Origin of the sequence: Acidovorax sp. sic0104, from assembly GCF_019219095.1 — a bacterium.
Taxonomy (GTDB): domain Bacteria; phylum Pseudomonadota; class Gammaproteobacteria; order Burkholderiales; family Burkholderiaceae_C; genus Acidovorax.
Genome location: NZ_JAHUWH010000013.1, coordinates 1 through 20,915 on the forward strand (window position 1 = coordinate 1; position 20,915 = coordinate 20,915).

Sequence of the window (20,915 nt, forward strand, 5' to 3'; positions counted from 1 at the left end):
CGATATTGGCGCTGGCGCGGAGCCTGGACCTGGACGTGGTGGCCGAGGGGGTGGAGACGACGGGGCAGCTGAGCTTTTTGCGGCTGCATGGCTGCGAGGGGTTCCAGGGATATCTGTTTGGGCGGCCCGTGCCGGTGGACGTGTTCGCGCGCGAGCACAACCTGTCGGCGGCTCCCGGCGCCGCACCCATGGGGTCCGGCGCATGAGCGGGCCCGGTGTCCTTTGGGTGGACAGCGACACGCAGCATGCGGCGCTTGCGCGGCGGCTCATCGCCGTCAATCACCCCGACTGGCGCCTGGTGAACAGCCCGGCCCCCGAGACGGCCGTGGCACCCCTGGCCTCCCAGGCATGGGATGCGGTGGTGTTGTGCCTGAAGCCCTCGGTGCAAGAACTGCCCGACGTGCTGGAGCTGTGCGCGGGTCGGCCCGTGCTGATGTGCATCGACGCCCAGCAGGAGGCCCTTGCCGCGCGCGCCTTCCGCTGCGGCCTGGGCGACTACGTACTGCGCGACGCCGACGGCACGGCCCACCTGGGCGAGTTGCTCCACCGCCTGGCCGCGCTCATGAAAAGCGCCAGCGTGCAGGGCCAGCAGCCCGTGCGCATGGTGGATGTACGCATCTGGCAGGATGCGCTCGCCTTGCTGCAGGAGCAGCGGACGGCGCTGCAGGCCACGTTGGCCAGCATGAGCCAGGGCATCTTCAAGACCGGTCAGGACGGGCGCATCACGGTCTACAACCAGCGCGTGCTGGAGCTCCTGAACCTGCCCGAGTCCCTGATGGCCGCGCGCCCCACGATGGCTGACCTGACCCGCGTGCAGGCCGAACGCGGAGATTTCGGCCAAGGCTACAGCCTGGTGGACCGGCGCGGCCACGACTACGTGGCTGGGGGCGCCGTGGCCCCCGCACCCGCGCTGTACTGGCGCACAACGCGCGAAGGGCACACACTGGAGGTGCGCACCACCACCTTGCCGGATGGCAGCCTGGTGCGCACCTTCACCGACGTGAGTGACTACGTGCGGGTGGAAAACGAACTGCGCGAGAGCGAGATGCGCTTTCGCTCGCTCTCCGACCTGTCCTCCGACTGGTACTGGGAGCACGATGCCGAAGGCCGATTCGTGCAGCTGGCCGGGGACTTGAGCGTCAATGGCCTGCCGCTGTCGGACGTGCTGGGCCACACCCGCTGGGAACTCGGTGCCCTCAACATGTCCGAGACCGACTGGGCCGCCCACCGCGCCGTGCTGCGGGCGCGCCAGCCGTTTCGCGACCTGGAGCTGCAGCGCCAGCGGCCTGACGGCAGCATGCACTGGATCTCGGTCAGCGGCGTGCCTGTGGTGGATGCGCAGGGCACGCTGCGCGGCTACCGCGGCGTGGGCCGCGACATCACCGAGCGCAAGGAGGTCGAAAGCCAGATCGAGCGTCTGGCGTTCTACGACGTTCTCACCGGCCTGCCCAACCGCCGCATGCTGGTGGACCGGCTGCAACGCGCCATGGCGGCCGTCGCTCGCTCGGGCGCGCAGGGCGCGCTGCTGTTCATCGACCTCGACAACTTCAAGGATCTGAACGACACCCTGGGCCACGACACCGGCGACCAACTGCTGCTGCAAGTCGCGCAGCGCTTGAGCACCTGCGTGCGGGAGGCCGATACCGTTGCGCGGTTTGGCGGCGACGAATTCGTGGTGCTGGTGGAGGGGCTGAGCGCTGACGGCGCCCACGCCAGCGCCGAAGCCGCCCTCGTGGCCAGCCACATCGCCACCACGCTGGGCGCGCCCTACGTGCTGGGCGAGACCAGCCACCACAGCACGCCCAGCATCGGCATCGCGCTGTTCGGCCAGCAGACGGGCAGCGTGGACGAGTTGCTCAAGCATGCAGACCTGGCCATGTACCAGGCCAAGGCTGCCGGGCGCAACACCCAGCGCTTCTTCGATCCGGACATGCAGGCCGCCGTAAGCACCCGCTCCGCCTTGGAGGCCGACCTGCGCCGCGGTCTGCAGGAGAAGGAATTCGTCCTGTACTACCAGCCCGTGGTGGACGGCAAGGGCCGATTGCTGGGTGCAGAAGCGCTGGTGCGCTGGAGGCACCCACGCCGCGGATTGGTGTCGCCGGCCGAATTCATCCCGCTGGCCGAGCAGACGGGGCTCATCCTCCCCATCGGGCACTGGGTGCTCGAAGCCGCCTGCGCGCAGTTGGTGGCCTGGTCGCGCAGCTCGCTCACGCGCCAGTTCTTCCTGTCGGTGAATGTCAGTGTGCGGCAGTTCCGCCAGCCCGACTTCGTGGAGCAGATGCTGGGCATCCTGCACAAGAGCGGCGCGAACCCCGAACGCCTGAAGCTCGAGCTCACCGAGAGCCTGCTGCTGACAGACGTGGAGGACGTGATCTCGCGCATGGAATACCTGCGCCGCTACGGCGTAGGCTTCTCGCTGGACGACTTCGGCACAGGGTACTCGTCGCTGTCCTCGCTGAAGCGGCTGCCTCTGGACCAGCTCAAGATCGACCAGGGTTTCGTGCGTGACCTGCAGACCGATCCCAACGACGCGGCCATCGTGCGCACCATCCTCGCCCTGGCGCACAGCATGGACCTGGCCGTGGTGGCCGAAGGCGTGGAGACCACGGGCCAGCTTGAATTCTTGCAGCGCCACGGATGCCAGGCTTTCCAGGGCTACCTCTTCGGCCGCCCCATGCCGGCCGAGGTGCTCGAGCGTGCGCTGCGCCCCGCGCTGTGACGGCGTGACAGGGGTTTGCAGCACGCTTGCGCAATGACAAGCCCGAGTAAGCGCCCGCACGGCACAATCGCCGCATGAAGAAGCAGGTATTGGTCGCCGGAGGCGGCATTGGCGGCCTGGCAGCAGCCCTGGGCGCGTCGCGCGCGGGCTGGGATGTGCGGCTTTACGAGCGCGCCGCCGCATTCAGCGAGGTGGGCGCGGGCGTGCAGATAGGGCCCAACGTGGTGCGCCGCTTGCAGGCCTGGGGCCTGCAGCAGCCGCTGCAGGCCGTGGCGGCTTTCCCGAGCCGCCTGCAGGTGCGCAGCGCCGTCAGCGGAAGCGAGTTGGCCGTGCTGCCGCTGGGTCCGGCGGCAGTGCAGCGCTACGGCGCTGCCTACGCCACCATCCACCGCGCCGACCTGCACGACCTGCTGCTCGTGGCAGTGAACAAGTACACCGACACGCAATTGCACCTGGCGCAGGCCATCGACAGCTTTGCCGACGACGGCAGCGCCGTCACCGTGCGCACCAGCCTGGGCAAGGAGGTGGAGGGCGATGCGCTCATCGGCGCCGACGGCCTGTGGAGCCGCACGCGCATGCAACTGCTCGGCCCTGTTGCGCCCCGCGTCACCGGGCACCTGGCGTACCGCGCCCTGGTGCCGCAGCATGCGCTGCCCCAGGCGCTGCGCACGGGCCAGGTCACGGCCTGGCTGGGGCCGCGCCTGCATGCCGTGCAATACCCCGTGCGCCGTGGCGAGCTGCAGAACATCGTCGTCATCGTGCAGGGGGCCGCGCCGCAGGATCTCGAGAACTGGGACCACGCGGCCAACGCCGCAGGCCTGGACCACGCTTTGCAAGGCACGTGCGGCGCGCTGCAGGACTTGCTGCGCAGCGTGAGCGACCGCAGTCCTGCCGGATGGCGCCTGTGGCCGCTGTGCGACCGCCCACCGGTGCGCAATGCCGACGAGATGGCGCGCGGGCTGGTGGGCCTGCTGGGCGACGCAGCCCACCCCATGCGCCCATATCTCGCCCAGGGGGCCGGCATGGCCATCGAGGATGCGGCCGAGCTGCAGCGCGCACTGGCCATGCACGACCTGGATGTGCCGCTGCGCCTGCGCCGCTACGCACTGAACCGCTGGCAGCGCAATGCGCGGGTGCAGGCGCGCTCGACGCGCAACGGGCGCATCTTCCATGCGGTGGGGCCTGTGCGCTGGGGGCGGGACTGGTCGCTGCGCCTGCTGGGCGAGCGGGTGCTGGATGTGCCCTGGCTTTACCGGGGCGACGGCTCCAGCGCGAGTTCGCTGTAGCACCACTCAACGGCCAACGGCAGGCGCTGGATGACCGGCAATGGCCCGGTGAATCCTGCTTGAAATCATGCTGAACTTATGCAGTGTGCCACGCTCTATCCCATTGCGGGCATGGTTGTAAAAAGCACGTCTTGCGCACACAAATACCCTGTTCAAGGGCGGACCGTGGTGCTACAAAGAGATGAGCCGGTAGCGAGTCTCACTGCAACACCGTGGCATCTCCTGAGCCCGCCAGGAGACCACCACAGGAGGTCGTATGGATGCCATCAGCAATTTCGCCGCGCGCTACGCCCGTGGCCGCGAAGAAGAGATGTCGATCGACGAGTACCTTGCCGAGTGCAAGCGCGATCCCATGGCCTACGCCACGGCCGCCCAGCGCATGCTGGCCGCCATCGGCGAGCCCGAGATGGTCGACACGCGCAATGATCCGCGCCTGTCGCGCCTCTTCGCCAACAAGGTCATCAAACGCTACCCCGCGTTCGCCGAGTTCTACGGCATGGAAGACTCCATCGAGCAGGTGGTGAGCTTTTTCCGTCACGCCGCGCAGGGGCTGGAAGAGCGCAAGCAGATCCTCTACCTGCTCGGCCCCGTGGGCGGTGGCAAGAGTTCCATTGCCGAGCGGCTCAAGCTGCTGATGCAGAAGGTCCCGTTCTACGCGCTCAAGGGTTCGCCGGTGAACGAGTCGCCGCTGGGCCTGTTCGATGCGCTGGAGGACGGCCCGGTGCTGGAGGAGCAGTTCGGCATCCCCCGGCGTTATCTGCAGCGCGTGCTCTCGCCCTGGGCCGTCAAGCGGCTCGACGAGTTCGGCGGCGACATCCGGCAGTTCAAGGTCGTCAAGCGCTACCCCAGCGTCTTGAAGCAAGTCGGCATTGCCAAGACGGAGCCGGGCGATGAGAACAACCAGGACATTTCAAGCCTGGTGGGCAAGGTCGACATCCGCAAGCTGGAAACCTTTGCTCAGGACGACACCGATGCCTACAGCTACAGCGGCGGCCTTTGCCTGGCCAATCAGGGTTTGCTCGAATTCGTGGAGATGTTCAAGGCGCCCATCAAGGTGCTGCATCCGTTGCTCACGGCCACGCAGGAGGGCAACTACAAGGGCACCGAGGGCTTCGGCGCCATCCCGTTCGACGGCGTGGTGCTGGCCCACAGCAACGAGAGCGAGTGGAAGGCGTTTCGCAACAACAAGAACAACGAGGCGTTCCTCGACCGCATCTACATCGTCAAGGTGCCCTACTGCCTGCGCGTGAGCGAGGAGATCCGCATCTACGACAAGCTGATCCGCGAGTCGTCGCTGGGCAATGCGGTGTGCGCCCCCGGCACGCTCAAGATGATGGCGCAGTTCGGCATCTTGACGCGCCTGAAGGAGCCCGAGAATTCGAGCATCTTCAGCAAGATGCAGGTGTATGACGGCGAGAGCCTGAAAGACACCGACCCGCGCGCCAAGAGCTACCAGGAGTACCGCGACTACGCGGGCGTGGACGAGGGCATGACCGGCATTTCCACGCGCTTCGCGTTCAAGATCCTTTCGCGGGTCTTCAACTTCGACAGCGCCGAGGTGGCGGCCAACCCGGTGCACCTGATGTATGTGCTGGAGCAGCAGATCTCGCGCGAGCAGTTCCCGGCGGAGCTGGAGACCAAGTACACCAGCTACATCAAGGAATTCCTCTCGCCGCGCTATGCAGAATTCATCGGCAAGGAGATCCAGACGGCATACCTGGAGAGCTACAGCGAGTACGGGCAGAACATCTTCGACCGCTACGTCACCTACGCCGACTACTGGATCCAGGACAACGAGTACCGCGACACCGACACCGGCGAGGTGTTCGATCGCGGCGCGCTGAATGCCGAGCTCGAGAAGATCGAAAAACCGGCGGGCATCGCCAACCCCAAGGACTTCCGCAACGAGATCGTCAACTTCGTGCTGCGCGCGCGCGCCAACAACCAGGGCCACAACCCGAGCTGGACCAGCTACGAGAAGCTGCGCCTGGTGATCGAGAAGAAGATGTTCTCCAACACCGAGGAACTGCTGCCCGTCATCAGCTTCAACGCCAAGGCCAGTGCCGAGGAGGCGCGCAAGCACGAGGACTTCGTCACCCGCATGGTGGACAAGGGCTATACGCCCAAGCAGGTCCGGCTGCTGTGCGAGTGGTACCTGCGCGTCAGAAAGAGCAGCTAGTTAGCCGCGCAGCGGCCCACGCAGCAGCGCTTGAGGTTTTGCCAGTGCATCCCCGCCGGGGCGCTGGCCCATGATGGGAGCAAGGGATGGCACTGCAAATCATCGACCGCAGGCTCGCCGGCAAGAACAAATCGGTAGGCAACCGCGAGCGCTTCGTGCGCCGCTTCAAGGAGCAGATCGCCGAAAGCGTGCGCCGCGCCGTGTCGCAGCGCGGCATCCGCGACATCGAGCAGGCCGAGAGCATCACCATCCCGAAGAAGGACATCGGCGAGCCGGTGTTCCACCACGGCAGGGGCGGCATCCATGACCGGGTGCACCCGGGCAACGCAGAGCATGTGCGCGGCGACCGAATAGAGCGGCCGCGCGGCGGTGGCGGTGGCGGCGGGTCGCAGGCCAGCGACAGCGGGGAGGGGGAGGACGACTTCACCTTCACGCTGACCAAGGAGGAGTTCATGCAGCTCTTCTTCGAGGACCTGGCCCTGCCCAACCTGCTGCGCACCCACATCGGCGAGAACCCGAAGTACAAGTCACGCCGCGCCGGCTACAGCCAGAACGGCATACCCAACAACCTGGCGGTGCTGCGCACCATGCGCGGGGCGCTCGGGCGGCGCATCGCCCTCGGGCAGTCGGCGCACCGTGAGCTGCAGGCATTGCAGGCGCAGCTTGAGGCGCTGCTCGCGCAGGACGACGGCACCAGCGAAGCGGTGGCCGAGCTGCAGGGCCGCATCGACCTGCTCAGGGAGCGCACGCGCCGAATACCGTATCTCGACCCCATCGACTTGCGATTTCGCTCGCGCGTGCAGGTGCCCGTGCCCAGCAGCCAGGCGGTGATGTTCTGTCTGATGGATGTCTCGGGCTCCATGGACCAGGCGCGCAAGGACCTGGCCAAGCGTTTCTTCATCCTGCTGTACCTGTTCCTCACGCGGCACTACGAGACCATCGACATCGTCTTCATCCGCCACCACACCCAGGCGGCAGAGGTGAACGAAGAGCAGTTCTTTCATTCCACCGAGAGCGGCGGCACGGTGGTCAGCAGCGCGCTGGTGCTGCTCGACCAGATCATGCGCGCGCGCTACCCCTCGGGCGACTGGAACATCTATGTGGCCCAGGCCAGTGACGGCGACAACTTCAACAATGACAGCGGCAACTGCCGCAACCTGCTGGTGGACCGCATCCTGCCGCTGGTGCGCCATTTCGCCTATGTGCAGGTGGCGCAGGAGGAGCAGAACCTGTGGACTGAGTACAGCCAGCTGCTGCCGCTGTTCGCCCACTTCGCGATGCGCAAGGTCTCCGAGCCGGGGGACATCTACCCCGTGTTCCGCGACCTTTTCAAGAAGGAGGGGGTGCAGGTATGAGTGCCGCGCCCAGCCTCTCAAGCCCCGCTCGCACCGCAGTGCCGAGCACGGAGGTGACCCCATGACCAACATGGCCCAGTACCCGGTCCTGGAGCGCCGCATGCGCGACAACCCCTGGAAGACGGCGGTCGTCGGCGAGCGGCGCCACCCCACCGTGCCCGAGCAGCCGAGGCCCGCCGGAGCCCGCCCCGCGCAGCCGCTGCCTGACCCGAGCGACTGGACCTTCGAGCTGATCGAGCGCTACCACGCGGCCATTGCCGCCACGGCCGAGCGCTTCGGCCTGGACACCTACCCCAACCAGCTCGAGGTCATCACGGCCGAGCAGATGATGGATGCCTACTCCAGCGTGGGCATGCCGGTGAACTACCGCCACTGGAGCTATGGCAAGGAGTTCCTCGCCACAGAGCGGCGCTACCGGCGCGGGCACATGGGGCTGGCCTACGAGATCGTCATCAACTCCAACCCCTGCATCAGCTACCTGATGGAGGAGAACACCACTGCCATGCAGGCACTGGTGATCGCCCACGCGGCGTACGGGCACAACAGCTTCTTCAAGGGCAACTACCTGTTTCGCATGTGGACGGATGCGTCCTCCATCATCGACTACCTTGTCTATGCCAAAGACTACGTGGCCCAGTGCGAGGAACGCTACGGTTTCGACGAGGTGGAGCGGCTGCTTGACTCGTGCCATGCGCTGGCCAACTTCGGGGTGGATCGATACCGGCGGCCTTCCAAGAAAAGCCTGGCGCGCGAGCGGCTGGAGCGCGAGCAGCGCGAGGCCTACGCCCAGCAGCAGGTCAACGAACTGTGGCGCACCCTGCCCACGCGCCCCGGCAAGGACGGTGCCACGCAGGACCACAGCCGTGTTCCGCAGGAGCCTCAGGAGAACATCCTGTACTTCATCGAGAAGAACGCGCCGCTGCTGGAGCCTTGGCAGCGAGAGGTCGTGCGCATCGTTCGCAAGATCGCGCAGTACTTCTACCCCCAGCGCCAGAGCCAGGTCATGAACGAAGGCTGGGCCACCTTCTGGCACTACACGCTGCTCAACACCCTGTACGACGACGGCTACCTGAGCGACGGGGTGATGATGGAATGGCTGGGCTCGCACACCAATGTGGTCTTTCAGCCGCCCGTGGGTCACCGCGCCTACAGCGGCATCAACCCCTATGCGCTGGGTTTTGCCATGTACCGCGACATACAGCGCATCTGCCAGAACCCCACGGACGAAGACCGCCACTGGTTCCCCGATATCGCGGGCGCACCGTGGCTGCCCACGCTGGACCATGCCATGCGCAACTTCAAGGATGAAAGCTTCATCGGCCAGTACCTGAGCCCGCACCTGATGCGCGAGATGCGCCTGTTTGCCCTGCACGACGACCCCGCCCTCAATGACCTCCTGGTCAGCGAAATCCACGACGAGAACGGCTACCGCCACCTGCGCCAGATCCTGTCGCAGCAGTATGACCTGGGCACGCGCGAGCCCAACATCCAGGTGTGGAACGTGAACCTGCGCGGCGACCGCAGCCTGACCCTGCGCCATACCCAGTACCAGGGCCGGCCACTGGGCGACGACACCCAGGAGGTGCTGCGCCACGTGGCACGCCTGTGGGGCTTCGGGGTGCAGATCGAGAGCGTGGATGCCTACGGCAACCACCCGGTGCTGCTGCACACGGTGCCGGGGCCTGTGGGATAGGCAAGGTCGGGCTGGGCGAGCGCAGTGCACTGCAGCGAAATGCGCCGGGCGAAATGCAAGGGTGTCGCGCCAGCGTTCGGATTGCTCCTGTATTGATAGCTTCTGGCGCTTGATGGGTAAGCTTTGGAGGCTTGGAAATTGTTCACGATCTTTTTCGGAGTCGCACAAGTACCCTGCCGGGATGGAATGCAAGGCGCGGTGCGCAGTCAATAGCTCTGCTATTCGGGACGCACCTGAACGCTGAGCCATTTCGATCTGACCACTCCGCCGACACCGATGACATCTCGGCAACCCGCTGTCCTGGGGCACTTGTACGGCAGAATTCGGCCAGCAGCAGACTTTCAAATTAAAGGCAGGCTCCCAGGCATGAGCAACCACTTCAATGACGCGCATCCATGGGATATCGCCCTTGCGATGCAGCTCCCAGGGAAAATTGTTCTCGTCGGACTGGCCTATTTTGAAGCGGGGGCAGAGGAGCCTTTCGAGCAGCAACAACTGTTCGGTCGCGTCGTCCATGCAGATGAGCACAGCGGAATCCTGCTATCGCTGCAAGGCCTACGGGACGGCGAGCAATACAACCTACCTCCTGATACGCGCTCGTTTCGAGAAGCGCCACCCGGTGAGTACCGCCTTCGGAGCACCGGAGAAGTGGTGGTCGACCCCAACTTCACGGTCACGTTCTCAATTCGAAAGCAAGCGAACACTCAGCACGAGGGCTGAAAATGGCCAGGAGCTGTCGGTTACCTTCAATGAAAGCGGACGCTCAACGCTAGCACTGCGAGGGCGAAACAGACGGGCCGTGAGGAGCCACTATCTATTGCAAAGCAGTGTGCGGTCAGCTGGTGAGGTCCACTCATGCAAGCGGGTTAAGTGTCAGCTTTCCAGTGCTTGAGAAGTTTGGGCCGTCTCGCTGATCTTGGCCAAAGGTACACGATGTACTTGTCATTCGCTGGGTCCCACTCGTTTTGGATACTCCCAATGCCTGTCATAACCGCCAGAGCCCGGTATGTGCCTGGATGGACATGCAGTCGCGGAGCGTCTGGAAAGTACTCTGTGCAGCCCATGACGACGAGTCGACCAGATTGCACTTCAATACTGCCTTCAACGGCATGGTCAACATCACCTAAGGAAATGTGCGGATCGCTATTTTCAACGACGATCTCAACGGGTACCTCGACGTTCCTGAGCGTACCGGGGCAGACAGCGGACTTCCCGAATGCTGTCTGAATAGCAAGGGCTTCTTCCGTCCAAATGGAAGCGAAGTCATCTTTCGACTCTTCATCTTGAACGACGAATTGAAAGTAGTCGGCAAAGACGTTGAATGTGTGAACGGAGGGCAATGGAATCCCAAACGTGAAAGTTAGCGGCCGCCGTAGACGGCTTGATGGACTGACATGTTAAACATCACGTCCTGCCAGGGTAGTCAACTCACCGTCCAGGAAGCTAACGAAAAGACGGCTCTGGGCCCTAATCAGCCAGTGGACGAAACCACCGCAAAGCTACCGTTGACTCAGTACCCACTGGCTTGACGTCCAAACCGCGCTGTCTCAGTGCCTGGTGCCTGCCTGCTGGCAAGCTATAGTTTGTTGAGTTGTTGCCTGCCGGGTTTGTCGGAAATTTGACCTGTGCTTTCGAACAGCGCGCTGACCGCAAGCCCAATCTGCGAGCCATTTTCAGGAGAAATCAGTGTCCAGAATATCCCGCAAGGTCCAGTTCATCCTGCAAGTTTTGCGGGATACACCACGTTAGGCCGCTTGGTATGTCTACGTCGCTCCGTGCGCTTCGCTCTGACATAACAAAGCTGCAGATCGAGGCAATCGTCAACGCCGCAAACTCTTCGTTGCTTGGCGGTGGCGGAGTTGATGGCGCTATTCATCGAGCTGCAGGCCCGGAGCTCATCCACGAATGTCGGCTTCTAGGCGGGTGCAAGACGGGCGAGGCTAAGGTCACCAAGGGCTACCGCCTACAAGCGAAGTACATCATCCATACAGTCGGTCCAGTTTGGCGTGGTGGAGCCAACGGTGAAGCCGAGTTGCTCGCTAGTTGCTACCGCCGCTCAGTGGAGTTGGCGGCCGAGAGAAGCCTCACATCCTTAGCCTTCCCAAGCATAAGTACAGGTATCTATGGCTATCCCATTGCGCTTGCCGCCAGAGTCGCTATTGGTAGCGTGCGTGAGAGCCTCAAGCAAGGCTCGTCCATTCAAGAGGTTGTCTTCTGCTGCTTCTCGCCGGAAGATCTGCTGCACTACGAAAGCATCCTCAGTGAAACAGCGGCCTAGCCTCTCATGTCAAAAGTTAGGCGCCCCTTGAAAGCGTCTGTGGTGATCTCGATTGGCGTCTTGTGCGGCCTGGTTCTGCTGGGCTATTGTTCGCGGTACTCGGATGCCAGGAGCTCCTTGTGCCTGGCGTCCTTGTGTTGCTTGCACTTGGGGTGTTTGCTTCACTTCACTCAAGGCTGTTTGTGCGCATGGGGGCCTCGGTGTTGATGTTTGCTATCGGTGTAGCTCTTGCGCCGCAAGCGATGTGCAGGTCTGACTCTGAGCCCAAATCCGTACCTAGTTCAGAGCCTAGTCAACGAGGTACAACTAACCCCTCCATTGAGCGGGCAGCTGTCGGCAAGCGACCAACTGCCGCTCATGTCGAACGTCAAGCGTCCGCTTTCGCTAGCCGCCACCGACTGCTCCTGGCAGCCTGCGGCTGCTCACTCACGATACCTGCCGCGGGTGTTCATGCTGCTGGACTGACCGGTCATCATCACAGGGATGCGCATTTGCCCGAAGGGTTCGAGTGCAATCCCCTATAGGATTTTGGGCAGGTCATTGGCGGGCAGATGCCGCCCGCAGCGGGCAGTCGGTGGCCACGCGCTCGGCCAGCGTCTGGCGCAGGGCCTGCAGTGCGGCGATGCGTGCGTCGATCTCGCCGAGCTTGGCCGACAGCACTTCGGCCAGTGCCGGTGCGGGGTCCGGCGCGTCTCAGATGCCGGGCAGGCGGTCGCCGATCTCGGCCAGCGTGAAACCCAGTTGCTGTGCGGTGCGGATGTACTGCACCAGCATCACCGCCTCGGGCGGGTAGTCGCGGTAGCCGTTGCCCAGCCGGCGGGCGCGGATCAGGCCCTGCTGCTCGTAGAAGCGCAACGCCTCGCGGGTGAGGCCCGATGCGATGGCGAGTTCACCGATCAGCATGCGGCCCCCCGTTGCCGGCCTCGGCCGATGCAAGCACCCAGCGCACGATGGCTTTTTGCACGGGCAGCAACAGCTCCTTTTGTGCATACCCCACAAAGCCCGGGTATCCCACCGGGTCCACCGCCAGCTCGCGGCCCAGCGTGAAAGGGGGTGTGGGCAGCAGGGCGGGAGAGCCCATCGCTGCCAGGTGCTCCTCGGTCAGGGGCGCCAGGTCGGATTGCGTGGCGGCGTCTGCCTCGGCGCTGGCCGGCCAGCTGTCGGTGATGACAACGTCCGCGTCACCCGGCAGTGCCGAGGGTTCCACGAAGGTGACGTGCGGCAGCGCTTCGTGGAAGCGACGATGGCACACCTGCACCAGCTCGAACCCGAGCACCTGCGCCAGTTCATGCCACGAGCGGAACACATTGGTGCTGGGGCCCCACAGGCACACGCGGGCGTCCTGCAGCGGCTTGACTTGCGTGTCCACGTAATACGCGTCGGTGAGGACCTCGCACGGGTGGCCCTGGGCCGACATCGCGTTGATCACGGGGTGGCGCGATGCGGCCGCGAAGGCCGACAGCCGGGGGTGGTCGGACTCACGCACCACGTACAGCGCGTAGAACGGGTCCAGGTAGCCCGCCAGGTCCTCGGGCCGCTCCCCGGTCTTGAGCAGGTGTGGCAGCTCGGTGAATGCCAGCCCCAGTTGCCGGAACGCCTCGATGAAGGTCGTGCGCGTGCGGATGCCGTTGCCTTCGAAAGACCACGCCACGGTGCCGCCCGGAGCAGGTGCCTGCGCGTCGTTCACCAGCGACCAGATGCGGCGGATGTCGCCAGGTTGCAGGTCGGTCAGCTGGATCAGGTTCATCGTGGAGCCCTCAAGAGAAGTGGTGAACGTGTGGAAAGCGCTTGACCCTGAAGCGTACTTCAGGCCTGAAGCTCGGCGCTTCATCCACTTCGAAGACCCCTTGCCATGGCCACCTTGCCTGCTTTTTCTGAGCCCGACTACCTGCGCATCGTGCGCGCCAGCGGCTGGTACGACCTGCTCGTCACCTGGCCGTTCGCGCTGCCCTGGACCTTTGCCTGGCTGTACGCGCAGTTGGCCGCGCTGGCCCAGGCACTGGCCTTGTCGGGCACGCTGCACCCGCTGGATGCCACGCACATGCTGCTGGCCAATCTGCTGGGGTCGGTGGTGGTGGTGTGGTCCATCGCGCGCATTGCGGCGCCTACGCTGCTGCTCGGGCGGCTCGATGGCGTGGCGCGCTTGCTGTTCGCCGCGTGGCAGGTCTACGCGGTGGCCCAGGGGGCCAATGCCATCGTGCTGGGCTTTACCGCGTTCGAGCTGCTCTTTGGCGTGCTGCAGTGGTGGCGCGTGCGGGGTGCAGGGCTGGCGCTGTGCCCTCCCGGCCCGTCGATCAACGCGGGGGCGCGGGCAGCAGCCTGAACGCCGCTGCGCCCGCCGCCAGCATGCCCGCGATGGTGAGCATCACGGCGACATAGGGGTCGGCACCGCGTGCGCTGGCCACCGATGCAGCCAGGCCCGTGGCCCACTGCATCAGCGCCACGCCCAGGAACAGCGCCATGGTGAACACCGCCATGGCCCGACCCGTCATCGCTGCCGGGTAGGCCGAGCGCACGTCCGCGTACTGCAGCACCATGTAGCCTGACAGCAGGCACACGGCGATGGAGCCCGCCACGTCCAGCCATTCGGCGTGCAGCAGGCCGATGGCGGTGAACAACGCCGCCAGCAGCACCGTGAAGCCCAGCAGCCAGCGGCGTCGGCGCGCCGGACCCGGGTCCATGCGGCCGAACAGCGCGGGCGTGAACAAGGACACCAGCGACGCCAGCATCGCCACGTTGCCGCTGGCCACGAGCGAGTAGTCGTGCCGCTCGATCAGCAGGGGCCCGAGCCACAGACCGCGCAGGGTCAGGAACGATGCATACGTCATCAGCGCCAGCAGCATGATCCCGGCGGTGTGCGGCACAAGGAACAGCGCGCCGAACCCCCGCACCGCCTGCCCGACCGATTCACGCGGCTGGGTGCCGTGGCCTGCGTGGGCGGGCTCGTGCACCTTCCAGAAAATCAGCAGCCAGGCCAGCGCAGCCAGCCCCGCCAGCACGGCAAACCCCATGCGCCAGGACGACTGCTGCACCAGCCACGCCAGCGGCGTGCCGGTGAAGAGCATGCCCAGCCCGCCCACGCCCATCGCCACGCCCGACACCATCGCAAACCGGCTGGCCGCGAAGTAGCGCGCAATGAACACCGTGCACACCAGAAAGGCCGGGGCACAGCCCACGCCGATCAGCACCTGGCCCAGCAGCACGGTGCCGTAGCCGGGCGCGAGCGCAGACAGCAGCGAACCCGCGACCGCCAGCGGAAAAGTCACCAGCAGCGTGCGCCGCACGCCATACAGGTCGATTCCCACGCCCATGAAGAGCTGCATGGTGCCGAAGGCGAACGCAAACGCGCCGGCGAAAACGCCCAGGGCCTGGGCCGACAGGCCGAACTCCGTACGCAGCCCGGTGGCCATGATGGCGGTGATGGTGCGAAACGCCTGGCTCAGTGCAAAGCCGGACACCAGCGCCAGCAGCATCACCCATGCGGTGCGCGCCGGCAGCAGCAGGCCGGGAGGCGGGGAAGACGGTGCGGCAGGCGAGGGCGGGGCGACGGCAGTCAAGGGGCGGGTCTCCATGGCGGCGGATGTGCAGCGAGCGTACCTGCAGATCGCCACAGGCGCTGTCGCCGGGGTGGACAACCGGTCTGCCTGCGCGAAATGTCCTTCCGGCAGGTCCTAAGGGTATGTCCCGATCTGCAGCGTGGTGTGCCCCGCGCACCGCCCTGGGGCTGCTTTCTTTGCAACATCTGCTTGCAATCCAGCAGTCCAAAGGCCGATTGGGCCGGCCCGTGATGGCAATGAAACGGTAATCCAGGGCTTTCGGTGCCGTCATGGGGACGCCACAGACCGGGAGCAGACTTTAGAGGCGGCTCTCGATCTGGGGATCACCCCAATGACGGGCCTCTGGCCCTGGGGCACTCTTGTGTACATGCCTCGCCGGGTGACGGGAAAGTTCTGAAGTCGATGGTTTCGGTCTCTCGCAAGCAAGTCTGGACGAAGGGTGCAACCCGGTGATACCCCCCGGGCGGCGCAGGCAGGTGGCAGTGGCAAGGTTTGTGCTTGGTGCAACCAGGGGCAGCCAAACCGCAGGCCCCGAGGTGTTGGAACTGGAAGGTTGTTGTCGGGTGCGCGCAAGGCACACCGCGATGTCAGGAGTGACCGATGAAGAAGATGGTTTTGCTGGGTTCGGGTGCGCTGGCGACCCTCATGCTGGCTGGGTGCGCAACCCAGCCTCCCGCGATGCAGGCTTTTTCGGAGCCCGTGGACCGCAGCAGCATGCAGTTCGCGTGCGGCAACGGAGAAAAGGTCGAGATGCAGTTCTACCCCGAGCAAGGCATGGGTGTGCTGCTGCGCAGCGGCTGGACGGTCGATCTGCCCAAGCAGGCCGCCGAGTCCGGTTACGCCTACAGCAATGGTCCGACCACGGTGCTGGGCAAAGGCAATGAGCTGACCATCCAGATCGGCCATCTGGCACCCATCTGGTGCCGCAGCAGCCGCCCGATGATGGTGGCAGGCGGCTCGCAAGGCAGCGTGCGGTAGTCCGTCCGTATCGCTCCTCCCCCGCCTTGTAGACTTTTTCCACGGGCCGCGCCGCACCCTGCGCAGCCCGTCCGCGTCTTTCCCCTCTTCTCCAGCCAGGCCCTAGGGACCCTCTGCACGAATCATCGCGCCGTGTGCATCTGAGGACTCGGGCGGTCTGCAGCGCGCCCTTGGCAACTCGATTCGTGCAGAGGATTCCTAGCCGCCCGGTGCACACGCCTCGGGCGACGTGGCTGCGGGCCGCTGCTCCAGCGTCAGTGGCGCCACCAGATGGTTGCCATTGGCATCGCGCACCGTGACGGCCACTTCCTGGCTGTCGGCCCGCGCCTCGCTGAACTGCAAATGCATGACGGCGGGCACCGAGCGGGCCTGCGCCACGCCGTCGACGAATTCCGTGGTTTCGAAAGCGCCGTTCACGACGGCCAGGCCGTCGGCGTCGATTTCCCACGGGTCCGTGTGAATGAAGCGACGGCAGGAGATGGTCATCTCGACCCGTTCGTTGTCCAGTTGAAGGTTGGCCTGACCACAGTTGGTGCAAGGCGCGCCGGCCGAAAAGCCCGAACCTGCGAAGTGGAACACGCCGTTGATCGGCCCGGTGCCCGTGCCCCCGGTGCCGGGGCCGCACGCGGCCAGGGCCAGCAGAGGGGCCAGGAGCAGCCAGCGGACTGCGCGGGCGAGGATGTCAGGAAGGGCGTTCATCGTTGTCTGCGGCATAGAAGTAGCTGCCAAAGCGGGCGCGCCGGTTGCGCTCGCCGGGCGGGGTGTGTTGCCGGTCGTGGTCGTAGCGGGCCTGGGCCTCGGTCATCACCGTCTTGAAGGCCTGGCGCCACGCCTTGGCGGCCACGGCATGCAGGCGCCGGGCGGACTCCTCACTCAGCTGGTCCACGAACACCGCCTGCTCCAGATAGTTGTGGCCGCCCTGCAGGTTGAGGCTGGCGGCGGCGAGATGGTCGTGCAGGTTGTCCTGCATGAGCTGGGCCATTTCTGCAAACCCCTGGCGCGGAACGAAACCCGCGGCCAGCAGCCGGATGTGTCCGTCGCCGCTTTCTTCGGCCATGCCCAGGCGCACGAGCTCATCGAGCACGGCGCGGGGCCGCACGTCGCTGCTGATGCCGGCCACCAGCGCATCGAAGCTGGGTGCATCGCCGTCACTGCCGGGACCGCTGCCGCGTGGCAGCGCGCGCGGCTGGCCTTCGTCGTCCAGGCAGTCGGCCTGGCTCAGCCAGCGCGCGGCGACCTGGCTGGCCATGTTCAGCGGGGTTTCTGCGGGCTCGTCCTCGGAGGCGGGCTCCGCCAGGCGCCCCAGGTTGCGCACGTCGCGCCGGTGCACGCCGGACATCAGGCTCACGGCGCTGTCGGTGGTCTTCTTGCCGCTGGCAAGAAGCTCGTCGTGGGCCGCCTCCAGAAACACCTTCTTCATGGCCGTGGCAAAGGCCGGATAGGCCACGCCATTGCGCAGCAGCAGCCGCGCCAGAGGGCGCAACACATGCAGGGCGGAGGCCAGGACGATGGCAGAGCGGGAGGGCATGCGGTCGATCAAAAACGAAGAGTCTGTGGCGTGTGGCCATTGTCATCTGGTTGACCGGTTTGAATTGTGTGGGATATTATCCCACTCAGTTCCAATGAACGCATTTTCAGCGCAGCAGGTGGCGAAACCGGCGCGCGGGATGTTCAAAAAAACCTCAGGGAGAAATCAATGGCGTACAAGGAGTTGGCGCGAAGGGTGGCGGGGGCATCGCCCGCCTGGCTGGCCGTGGCGGCGACCGCGCTGGCGACCGGCTGCGGGGGCAGTGGCCCCGAGGGCGGGGGGCCGGGCCCGTCCAACGAGGCGAGGCTGCAGGCCGCGCGCCCGGGTGACCTGGTCGCGTACTTCAAGGCCCGGATCGCGCAGCGTGCGGCGCTGGGTTTCAGCGCAACCGCCATCACCGTGCCCACGGTGGGTGCCCTCAGCGCCGCCGGCAGCGTGGTCACGAACACGGGCACGCCGCTGGTGGGCGATGTGGTGGAAGAGGACGGCCTGCTCAAGAGCAACGGCAAGATGGTCTATGGCCTGCACCGGGGCTACCCCACCGGCGCGGGCCGTGAGCCGCCCCGTCTGTCGGCCATGGCCCGCGCGGCCGATGGCAGCCTGGGCAGCGTGGGCCGCGCCACGCTGGACGCCCAGTTCATCCCGCACGGGTTCTATGTGGCCGTTGGCGGAACGCGTGCCGCAGTGCTGTCGCAGCAAGACCCGTATGCAGGCCGGCAGCCTGTCGTGGCTGCAGCGGAAGCGCCTGATGCAGCAACTACCGTGCTGCCCGAGTACAGCCGCACGCTGTCCCTGGACGTGTTCACCCTCGGCAAGGACTCTGCGCCCGAGCCGGTCAAGCGGATGCGCATTGACGGGCTGTTGGTGGGCAGCCGGCTGATTGGCAACACCCTGTACCTGGTCAGCACGTGGTCGCCGGATCTCACGCGGTTCAACGTGCCTGCGGGCGCCTCGGCATCGGCGGTGGAGGCGGCGTTGAAGGACCTGACGGCGGCTGCGCTGATTCCCACCTTGCGCGTGGACGGCGGCGCGCCGCAACCGCTGGTCACCGAGGGCGACTGCCTGGTTCAGCCGGGCAATGCATCGCTGGCCCTGCAGCTGACGTCCATCACCGCCATCGACCTCACATCCTCGGGCCTGGCGCGGACCAGCCGCTGCTTTGCCGGTGGCAGCGAAGCCTTGCACATGGGCGCGCGCAGCGTGTATGTGGCCAGCTCGCGCCAGTACCGCATGGGCGGCGATGTGGCCAGCGCGGCGTTCCCGGCCGCCAGCCGAACGGACATCCACAAGTTCAGCTTTCGCGGTTCGCAGGTGGACTACGACGCGTCCGGAAGCGTGGACGGCCACCTGGGCTGGGACCTGCGCCGCATGCCGTCGCGTCTGAACGAGTACCAGAACGATCTGCGCGTGCTGACCTTCACCGGCACGGTGGGCCAGAGCGGCATGCCGCCCGTGAGCATCCAGGCGCAGCCGGCCTCGCCGGCGCTGCTGACCGTGCTGCGCGACAGTGGCAGCGACAGCCGCCTGGGCGTGCAGGCCCGGTTGCCCATCAAGCTGCGCACATCGCGCGGGGACCAGCAGGTGGACGTCGTGCATTTCGCAGGTGTTCGCGCATATGCCACCACCTTGGCCACCAACTCTGCCACGGCAGAGCCCGTGTGGGTGCTGGACCTGGCCAGTGCCGCCGCACCGTCCTTGGCAGGCGAGCTGGCAGCAGGCGGCTTTGCGGACCAGATGTTTCCGCTGCCCGGTGGCTTGTTGCTGGGCGTCGGCAGGGACAGCGCGCAGGGCGGGGTGGCCGATGGCATCCAGCTTGCGCTGTTCGATGTGCGCAACGCGGCGCAGGGCCGGCTGCTGGCGACCCAGAAGCTGGGCGGGCGGGGCAGCATCACCACGCTCGATGGCGTGCGGCCCGTGCTTGACGTGCTGAGTGTGGACGGCCTGGTGCGCATCGCGTTCCCGGCCCGGGTCTACATGGCACCGACGATGATCGGCACGCCGCCCCCGCTGAGGGGCTACCAGGGCGCGGCGCGCCTGGAAGTGAACACCCGCAATGGCACGCTGGGCTTGCGGTCCATGGTGGTCTCCACGCCCCTCCTCGACGGCGACTCGCCCGAACTCTACGGCCGCTTTGACATCGCCAGCGAGCGCAGCCTCCAGGTGGACAACGCGGCATACCAGCTGTCAGGGGGGCTGGTGTTCACCAAGATGGGCGACTGAGGCGAAGGCGTCGCCGGGCCTTGCGCGGGCCTGCGGCCCTTTATCCTCAGCGATATTGATCGCTATAAAAAAAGTAGCTTGCTGCGCATGTACAGAAAGCGTTGGCAGCCATTTTGGTGTCTGCCCATGAGTGGTCACAGGTCCGTGCGCAGCTTCCAGATCTCGGGGAACAGCACCACGTCCAGCATCTTGCGCAGGTAGCTCACGCCGCCGGTGCCGCCCGTGCCGCGCTTGAAGCCGATCACGCGTTCCACGGTGGTCACGTGCCTGAAGCGCCACAGGCGGAATGCGTCTTCCAGGTCGGTGAGCTCCTCGCCCAGCTGGTACAGGTCCCAGTGCTCCTTGGGGTTGCGGTACACCACCAGCCAGGCCTGCTCCACGCCGTCGCTTTCTGCGTACGGTTGCGTCCAGTCCCGCTCCAGGTGGCTGGCGGGCACGGGGATGCCGCGGCGCGCCAGCAGGCGCAGGGCCTCGTCGTACAGCGAGGGCGCCTCGTACGCGGCCTGCACCTGGGCCAGCAGGTCGGCGCGGTGCTCGTGGGGCTTGAGCATGGCGCGGTTCTTGTTGCCCAGGGCAAACTCGATGCTGCGGTACTGGTAGCTCTGAAAGCCGCTGGACTGGCCCAGGTACGGGCGCATGGCGGTGTACTCGGGCGGCGTCATGGTGGCCAGCACGTCCCAGGCGTGCACCAGCTGCTCCATGATCTTGGAGACGCGCGCCAGCATCTTGAAGGCCATCTGCAGCTCGTCGTTGGCGATGTGCGCAATGGCCGCGCGCAGCTCGTGGAGCATGAGCTTCATCCACAGCTCGCTGGTCTGGTGCTGCACGATGAACAGCATCTCGTCGTGCGCGGGCGACAGCGGCTTTTGCGCGGTGAGGATGGCGTCGAGCTGCAGGTAGTCGCCGTAGCTCATCGACTGGCTGAAGTCGAGCTGGGCGCGCTCCTCGTGCACGATGGATTCGGGCAGGGCTGTGCCGGAGGTTTCGCTGATGGTTGCGGGGGTTTGGGAAAAGGGGCACATCGTGGGTCTCCTGCGTTCGCGTGGCGTCGTGCGTATTCGCGTTCGATCAAACAAAACCGTTCGGGCTGAGCCTGTCGAAGCCTCGCGCGGCGCTTCGACG

At 65.8% G+C, this 20,915-nt stretch carries 17 protein-coding genes and 1 pseudogene; 11 read left to right on the forward strand and 7 right to left on the reverse strand.

The window, feature by feature from the left end; genetic code table 11:
- The 7 genes from KW835_RS19170 to KW835_RS19200 form a co-directional block, all read left to right on the forward strand.
- Window positions 1-206 (forward strand): EAL domain-containing protein (locus KW835_RS19170; RefSeq protein WP_218385376.1); only part of this gene is annotated, 206 nt, incomplete at its 5' end.
- Entirely contained in the window at window positions 203-2,719 is a 2,517-nt protein-coding gene (locus KW835_RS19175) for a bifunctional diguanylate cyclase/phosphodiesterase (RefSeq protein ID WP_218385377.1), read from the forward strand. The genes KW835_RS19170 and KW835_RS19175, both read left to right, overlap by 4 nt.
- A gap of 74 nt (window positions 2,720-2,793) precedes the next feature.
- Window positions 2,794-4,005, forward strand: coding sequence for an FAD-dependent monooxygenase (locus KW835_RS19180; RefSeq protein ID WP_218385378.1), 1,212 nt, complete (start codon window positions 2,794-2,796; stop codon window positions 4,003-4,005).
- Between the two features lie 256 nt (window positions 4,006-4,261).
- Complete coding sequence (locus KW835_RS19185; RefSeq protein ID WP_218385380.1) at window positions 4,262-6,184, forward strand: PrkA family serine protein kinase; 1,923 nt, start codon at window positions 4,262-4,264, stop codon at window positions 6,182-6,184.
- Between the two features lie 86 nt (window positions 6,185-6,270).
- The gene (locus KW835_RS19190) at window positions 6,271-7,539 is read left to right on the forward strand and encodes a YeaH/YhbH family protein (RefSeq protein ID WP_218385382.1); all 1,269 of its coding nucleotides are present in this window, start codon (window positions 6,271-6,273) and stop codon (window positions 7,537-7,539) included.
- A 61-nt stretch (window positions 7,540-7,600) separates the two neighbouring features.
- Entirely contained in the window at window positions 7,601-9,232 is a 1,632-nt protein-coding gene (locus KW835_RS19195; RefSeq protein WP_218385383.1) for a SpoVR family protein, read from the forward strand.
- A gap of 366 nt (window positions 9,233-9,598) precedes the next feature.
- Window positions 9,599-9,952 carry a hypothetical protein gene (locus tag KW835_RS19200; protein ID WP_218385385.1) on the forward strand — a complete coding sequence of 118 codons (354 nt, stop codon included), beginning with the start codon at window positions 9,599-9,601 and terminating at the stop codon, window positions 9,950-9,952.
- Between the two features lie 146 nt (window positions 9,953-10,098).
- On the opposite strand, the gene KW835_RS19205 is transcribed toward KW835_RS19200, so the two are convergent.
- A complete protein-coding gene (locus KW835_RS19205) occupies window positions 10,099-10,572 on the reverse strand; it encodes a hypothetical protein (protein WP_218385387.1) in 474 nt (157 codons plus the stop codon).
- A 419-nt stretch (window positions 10,573-10,991) separates the two neighbouring features.
- On the opposite strand from KW835_RS19205, the gene KW835_RS19210 reads away from it, so the two are divergent.
- A complete protein-coding gene (locus KW835_RS19210) occupies window positions 10,992-11,510 on the forward strand; it encodes an O-acetyl-ADP-ribose deacetylase (protein ID WP_218385389.1) in 519 nt (172 codons plus the stop codon).
- Window positions 11,511-12,047: 537 nt separating this feature from the next.
- On the opposite strand, the pseudogene KW835_RS19215 reads toward KW835_RS19210, so the two are convergent.
- A pseudogene (locus tag KW835_RS19215) lies at window positions 12,048-12,413 on the reverse strand (MerR family transcriptional regulator).
- Window positions 12,400-13,257 (reverse strand): ornithine carbamoyltransferase, encoded by an 858-nt coding sequence (locus tag KW835_RS19220; RefSeq protein WP_218385391.1) that lies wholly within the window; start codon window positions 13,255-13,257, stop codon window positions 12,400-12,402. The pseudogene KW835_RS19215 and the gene KW835_RS19220 overlap by 14 nt, the downstream one beginning before the upstream one ends.
- Window positions 13,258-13,362: 105 nt before the next feature.
- Between KW835_RS19220 and KW835_RS19225 the strand changes: the two genes are divergently transcribed.
- Complete coding sequence (locus KW835_RS19225) at window positions 13,363-13,833, forward strand: hypothetical protein (protein WP_218385392.1); 471 nt, start codon at window positions 13,363-13,365, stop codon at window positions 13,831-13,833.
- Here the strand turns inward: KW835_RS19225 and KW835_RS19230 are convergent.
- The gene (locus tag KW835_RS19230; protein ID WP_255593689.1) at window positions 13,805-14,983 is read right to left on the reverse strand and encodes an MFS transporter; all 1,179 of its coding nucleotides are present in this window, start codon (window positions 14,981-14,983) and stop codon (window positions 13,805-13,807) included. The genes KW835_RS19225 and KW835_RS19230 overlap by 29 nt on opposite strands.
- A 684-nt stretch (window positions 14,984-15,667) precedes the next feature.
- Between KW835_RS19230 and KW835_RS19235 the strand changes: the two genes are divergently transcribed.
- Window positions 15,668-16,045 (forward strand): MliC family protein, encoded by a 378-nt coding sequence (locus tag KW835_RS19235; protein ID WP_218385395.1) that lies wholly within the window; start codon window positions 15,668-15,670, stop codon window positions 16,043-16,045.
- A gap of 198 nt (window positions 16,046-16,243) precedes the next feature.
- Here KW835_RS19235 and KW835_RS19240 read toward each other — a convergent pair whose 3' ends face one another.
- On the reverse strand, window positions 16,244-16,744 hold the full coding sequence (locus KW835_RS19240; protein ID WP_218385396.1) for a hypothetical protein: 501 nt from the start codon (window positions 16,742-16,744) through the stop codon (window positions 16,244-16,246).
- The gene (locus KW835_RS19245) at window positions 16,728-17,573 is read right to left on the reverse strand and encodes a DUF6502 family protein (protein WP_218385398.1); all 846 of its coding nucleotides are present in this window, start codon (window positions 17,571-17,573) and stop codon (window positions 16,728-16,730) included. The genes KW835_RS19240 and KW835_RS19245 overlap by 17 nt, the downstream gene beginning before the upstream one ends.
- A gap of 168 nt (window positions 17,574-17,741) precedes the next feature.
- On the opposite strand from KW835_RS19245, the gene KW835_RS19250 reads away from it, so the two are divergent.
- On the forward strand, window positions 17,742-19,793 hold the full coding sequence (locus KW835_RS19250; RefSeq protein ID WP_218385400.1) for a beta-propeller domain-containing protein: 2,052 nt from the start codon (window positions 17,742-17,744) through the stop codon (window positions 19,791-19,793).
- Between the two features lie 134 nt (window positions 19,794-19,927).
- Here KW835_RS19250 and kynA read toward each other — a convergent pair whose 3' ends face one another.
- Entirely contained in the window at window positions 19,928-20,815 is an 888-nt protein-coding gene (kynA, locus tag KW835_RS19255) for a tryptophan 2,3-dioxygenase (protein ID WP_218385402.1), read from the reverse strand.
- Window positions 20,816-20,915: the final 100 nt, after the last annotated feature.

What these genes read in the sequence shown, in the direction of transcription:
- KW835_RS19195 (WP_218385383.1), top strand. Translation starts at nt 7,601, where the DNA reads ATGACCAACATGGCCCAGTACCCGGTCCTGGAGCGCCGCATGCGCGAC.
- KW835_RS19245 (WP_218385398.1), bottom strand. Translation starts at nt 17,573, where the DNA reads ATGCCCTCCCGCTCTGCCATCGTCCTGGCCTCCGCCCTGCATGTGTTG.
- KW835_RS19220 (WP_218385391.1), bottom strand. Translation starts at nt 13,257, where the DNA reads ATGAACCTGATCCAGCTGACCGACCTGCAACCTGGCGACATCCGCCGC.
- KW835_RS19185 (WP_218385380.1), top strand. Translation starts at nt 4,262, where the DNA reads ATGGATGCCATCAGCAATTTCGCCGCGCGCTACGCCCGTGGCCGCGAA.
- KW835_RS19190 (WP_218385382.1), top strand. Translation starts at nt 6,271, where the DNA reads ATGGCACTGCAAATCATCGACCGCAGGCTCGCCGGCAAGAACAAATCG.
- KW835_RS19180 (WP_218385378.1), top strand. Translation starts at nt 2,794, where the DNA reads ATGAAGAAGCAGGTATTGGTCGCCGGAGGCGGCATTGGCGGCCTGGCA.
- KW835_RS19230 (WP_255593689.1), bottom strand. Translation starts at nt 14,983, where the DNA reads ATGCTGCTGGCGCTGGTGTCCGGCTTTGCACTGAGCCAGGCGTTTCGC.
- KW835_RS19250 (WP_218385400.1), top strand. Translation starts at nt 17,742, where the DNA reads ATGGCGTACAAGGAGTTGGCGCGAAGGGTGGCGGGGGCATCGCCCGCC.
- KW835_RS19210 (WP_218385389.1), top strand. Translation starts at nt 10,992, where the DNA reads ATGTCTACGTCGCTCCGTGCGCTTCGCTCTGACATAACAAAGCTGCAG.
- KW835_RS19225 (WP_218385392.1), top strand. Translation starts at nt 13,363, where the DNA reads ATGGCCACCTTGCCTGCTTTTTCTGAGCCCGACTACCTGCGCATCGTG.
- KW835_RS19235 (WP_218385395.1), top strand. Translation starts at nt 15,668, where the DNA reads ATGAAGAAGATGGTTTTGCTGGGTTCGGGTGCGCTGGCGACCCTCATG.
- KW835_RS19175 (WP_218385377.1), top strand. Translation starts at nt 203, where the DNA reads ATGAGCGGGCCCGGTGTCCTTTGGGTGGACAGCGACACGCAGCATGCG.
- KW835_RS19240 (WP_218385396.1), bottom strand. Translation starts at nt 16,744, where the DNA reads ATGAACGCCCTTCCTGACATCCTCGCCCGCGCAGTCCGCTGGCTGCTC.
- kynA (WP_218385402.1), bottom strand. Translation starts at nt 20,815, where the DNA reads ATGTGCCCCTTTTCCCAAACCCCCGCAACCATCAGCGAAACCTCCGGC.
- KW835_RS19200 (WP_218385385.1), top strand. Translation starts at nt 9,599, where the DNA reads ATGAGCAACCACTTCAATGACGCGCATCCATGGGATATCGCCCTTGCG.